Annotated in this window: 4 protein-coding genes; 1 reads left to right on the forward strand and 3 read right to left on the reverse strand. The window is 45.7% G+C overall.

Annotated features, from left to right (window positions below):
- Positions 1 to 331: 331 nt before the first annotated feature.
- On the forward strand, positions 332 to 1,120 hold the full coding sequence (locus ACTIE6_RS19625) for a mechanosensitive ion channel family protein (RefSeq protein WP_439558264.1): 789 nt from the start codon (positions 332 to 334) through the stop codon (positions 1,118 to 1,120).
- Positions 1,121 to 1,195: 75 nt separating this feature from the next.
- Here the strand turns inward: ACTIE6_RS19625 and ACTIE6_RS19630 are convergent, their stop codons facing one another.
- From ACTIE6_RS19630 to ACTIE6_RS19640, 3 genes are all read right to left on the reverse strand, one after another.
- Positions 1,196 to 3,148 carry a M56 family metallopeptidase gene (locus ACTIE6_RS19630; protein WP_439558265.1) on the reverse strand — a complete coding sequence of 651 codons (1,953 nt, stop codon included), beginning with the start codon at positions 3,146 to 3,148 and terminating at the stop codon, positions 1,196 to 1,198.
- Between the two features lie 20 nt (positions 3,149 to 3,168).
- The gene (locus ACTIE6_RS19635) at positions 3,169 to 3,528 is read right to left on the reverse strand and encodes a BlaI/MecI/CopY family transcriptional regulator (protein ID WP_439558266.1); all 360 of its coding nucleotides are present in this window, start codon (positions 3,526 to 3,528) and stop codon (positions 3,169 to 3,171) included.
- 109 nt (positions 3,529 to 3,637) lie between these two features.
- On the reverse strand, positions 3,638 to 4,087 hold a 450-nt coding region (locus ACTIE6_RS19640; RefSeq protein WP_439558267.1), incomplete at its 5' end, for a LuxR C-terminal-related transcriptional regulator.

Genomic DNA, 4,087 nt, shown 5'->3' on the forward strand with positions numbered 1-4,087 from the left:
TTTTTAATAAACAATTCCATGTTTTCATTCGAAGCAACATCTACCGGTTTTGGTGTCAGAAAATTAATTCCCAACCCGACTACTGCTGCAATTAAAAGTGCAACGATAATGTATGTTCCAATCTTCCCTTTTCTTCTTTCGGGTTCCATAGCCTGATTTGTTAGTTGAAGTTTAAGCCGCCCGCGACCTGTTTTCGCCGATGCTTTTTGCTAACTGAATCAAAAAATATGCCATTGTACTGGATGGAGCTTCGCAAAAGCGGCGAAATGCCGCACTGGAACGGATTTTTAACCTCTGCCTTATTCTGTTTTTAAAGAACCCGCTACAAACAATGAAGCTTCAACAATTCTATAACCAGGCTTATGCCTGGATTTTGCGTACCGGCCCGTCTTTTCTGCTCGGGCTGGCAGTATTGGTTATCGGTTTTTGGTTGATCAAAATATTATCCCGTTGGATGACCAACCATTTGTACCGGCGTAATGTGGATCCCTCGCTGACACCTTTTCTGCTGAGCCTCACCATCACTGCATTGCGTGTGCTGCTGATCATTTCGGTGATGCAGATTGTCGGTATACAAATGACCGTTTTTGCTGCATTGATAGGGGCAATTGGTGTGGCGGCAGGTCTGGCATTGTCGGGAACGCTGCAAAATTTTACGAGCGGTATCCTCATTTTACTTCTGAAACCCTTCAAAGTAGGGGATAACATCCTGGCGCAGGGGCAGGAAGGTACTGTGAAGGCGATCAAGATCTTTTACACAATCGTAAATACATTTGACAACAGGATGGTGGTGATTCCGAATAGTAAGCTGTCGAATGAAGTGATCATCAATATCAGCGGATCGGGCAGCAGGCGGCTGGATGTGGAGCTCAAATTCAGCAATGCAATCGAGTTTTCAGATGTTAGGAAAACGATTGATGATGTCCTGGATCGTGCTCAGAATGCCCTGAAAATTCCCGAAAGACGCATTGGCATTTCGTCCATTGAACCTGACGGATACAAGGTAACGGTCAGCGTGTGGCTGAATGCACATGGTTTCGTGGATACGAAAATGGACATTCAGGAGCAGATTATGAATGGATTGAGGAGCTCTGGTTTGAAGCTGCCGGGTATGGGCTGATCGATTTAAAATGCCACGAATACACGGATTAACACGAATGCGTTCGTGCTAATTCGCGCATTCGTGGCGAAAGAACTAACGCACAACCGCCAGGTCCGGCCGCTCAAAGACTTCGGCTTCCGGGCGCGTCTCAATCCACCAGACACGTTCCAGCTTGGGATCGTAGTATTTCGCTAGCTTGCCTTTGAACAGCGCAATTTTTCGGATATCCTTTTTAGCTGGCATTAAATTGCTCCCGACTCCGAAAGTCTGACGGAAACCGTCCAGAAAGTAAGCTTCCTTTTCAAGCTTGCCCAGATCAAAGTCTTCAACACGCTTCCATTCCACATTATTGGCGAGCAGCGTAGCAGGTGGAGGTGTTTTATACAAATCAAAGGTTAAGTAAGCAATGGATTTGTAGCGTCCGTTTCTATCCCACTCCCGGTGTTCTTTGTTTTCGTCCAGCATGTAAGGATAGTTTTGAAATGCTTCATTGATCTCCTTGTAGGTGGCCGGCTTTCCGTCGAGGTACAATTTAATCTCGTCTTCATAACCCACTAGTGTTTTCTCTCTATCAAAAAGGCCATTTCTGAACCTGGTAAGAACTTCGGCAGGATAAGCTACCTTTTCCTTGAACTCGGCTTTGAGGTTATGCTCTGCCAAAAGCGGCGGTAGACTGCTCAACAGAAATTTTCTGATATCACCTTTGCTGTTTTTACCACTGTATTGCTCGAAAAACGGGTTTTTACCGACAGAATAAAAATCCGGTGTTTGTAGCTCCTGATTCTCAAACACAACCTGAAAGTAGCCCATGTAGGCTTTGTCGTACACAGGGAACTCTGTAAGGCTGAACGGACTGAACTTGCCGCCTTTGTAAGTTATTGTGTAGCTGTTAGGCATAAACTTCCTGGGATTATAACCTGCATTTGAGTTTTTGGCAGGAAGTAGGGCATAGAAGTAGCCTTGCGCATCAGTTTTGACTGATTTGATGTGCTTTCCATATCTACTAATCTCAATTGGAATGTTCGCCAGCGGCTTGCCGGTTCGCGCTTCCAGGATCAGTCCGGCCGCATGTATCTCCCCTGATAAAACCTTTGGATGCATTAATTTTCCCTGTCCATCCCGCCAGAACATCTGAAAAGGATCCGCTTCGTTCCGCGCCTTACCGGGACCGAAAAAGATAAGTAAACCCACCAGCAGCGGAACAGCAAGCAGAAAACTGATCAGTAAAAAGCGCGATGAACGTTTCTTATTCATCATCACAATCCGCTGCTTCAATGACGAGATGTTAAATGCATTGGAAATCCGGAAGTCCGGCCCGCCTGCACATTTGAGCAGCAGGTACTGGTACTGTTTGATATCAACATCATTTTCCAGCACACATTGATCGGCAATGTATTCCAGGTTCAGGCGGATTTCGTGCCGGATCAGCCAGGCGAATGGATTGTACCAGTTGAGAATGCAAAGAATTTCGCCCCAGATCACATCCTGCGTATGCCGCTGCCGTACATGGATATACTCATGCAAAATTATCTCTTTCAGCTCCTCCTCACTGTGCATCTCAGGATTGTAGAAAATTGAATTACCGAATGAAAACGGACTGATTTTCTTCTCTATATGATAAATGCGGACATCTTCATCAGAAACCAGCTGGGCTTGCCGCAATATCCTGACATAAGCAACAATGTGCAGTACCAGGCGGCCCAGCATCACCAGTATACCAGCGATCAGAAGTCTGGAAACCCAGGCCTCTATATCAAACTCCGCGGTATTTACAGGCTGCACGGTTCCGGCTGATACCTGCGGCTGTTGGATAGTAGTAAGCACCGGTATTTGCTTCAAAACAGCTGAGTTACCTATCGCCGGAATGCGCTCGACAGCAGCCTCAATGCTGATAAATGGCACAAGGAAACAAAGCAGAGAGTAAAAACGGAGGTAAATGCGGTTGAGGTTGTAGAAGGTAAGCCGGCGTAAAAACAGGTAATGGAAAGTAGCCACCACAGCGAGGCTGGCCGAAAGTTTGATAAGATATTCGAATAAAGGCGACATGGCAGAAAGGGTTTAAACTGCTATTTCTTGTTCTCGATTAATCCGATGATCTCTTTCAGGTCTTCCGCCGAGATCTTGTTTTTTTGTACAAAAAAGCTGACAAGCTCTTTATAGGAGTTTTCAAAATAGTCTTTAACTACATTTCCCATAAACCTTTGTTTATAAGCCTCCTCGGTAATAACCGGCGCGTATAGGTTCACATTACCCACTAGCCTGCTGGTCACAAAGCCCTTCTTTTCCAGGTTTTTAATGGTAGAAGCGAGGGTAGTATAAGGTGGCAGCGGCGGCGCCATTTCAGACATAAATGACTTCACACTTCCTTCGCCTGCTTTCCATACTGCCTGCATGGCATCTTCCTCTTGTTGCGTTAATCTCTCCATACTTACGACGTTTTCGTAAATCTACGAGATTTTCGTAGGTATGAGCAAGTGTGTTGCAATATTTTTATATATGAATGAAAAATCAGGTAAACACGACAGCTGGTGAATGCTAGTAGCCAGCGTGGCGGGCTTTGTAAAACTCCACTTTTTTGAACATCTCAATCAAAGTAGTCACATTCAGTTTTTCGAAGATCCGTGCTTTATAGGTGCTCACTGAACTTTCGGTCAGGTTCAGCTGGATTGCAATTTCTTTCGTCCAGAAGCCGTCAATGAGCATATCCATCACTTCCAGTTCGCGCTGGGAGAGTTGTTCGAGCGGATTCTCGGAGCTCGTTTTGCTTTCCAGTGTATTGCGAAGCAGCTGCTGCTGTACTGCCATACTGAGGTAGTTTCCATTTTCAAACATGGAGGTAACAGCCTTTCTGATCTCGTTCTGGGACGAACTTTTGGAGAGAAAACCATTTGCACCCGCCTTGATGTAGTGCAGCGCATAAATCTGTTCTTCCAGGCTGGAAAACACCAGGATCAGCACTTTGGGCTGTATCTCGCGGATCCTCGG

The organism is Dyadobacter sp. (assembly GCF_051859145.1).
In the GTDB taxonomy this organism is placed as follows: Bacteria; Bacteroidota; Bacteroidia; order Cytophagales; family Spirosomataceae; genus Dyadobacter.

Coding starts and splice junctions, on each gene's coding strand:
- ACTIE6_RS19630 (WP_439558265.1), bottom strand. CDS start 3,148: ATGTCGCCTTTATTCGAATATCTTATCAAACTTTCGGCCAGCCTCGCT.
- ACTIE6_RS19625 (WP_439558264.1), top strand. CDS start 332: ATGAAGCTTCAACAATTCTATAACCAGGCTTATGCCTGGATTTTGCGT.
- ACTIE6_RS19635 (WP_439558266.1), bottom strand. CDS start 3,528: ATGGAGAGATTAACGCAACAAGAGGAAGATGCCATGCAGGCAGTATGG.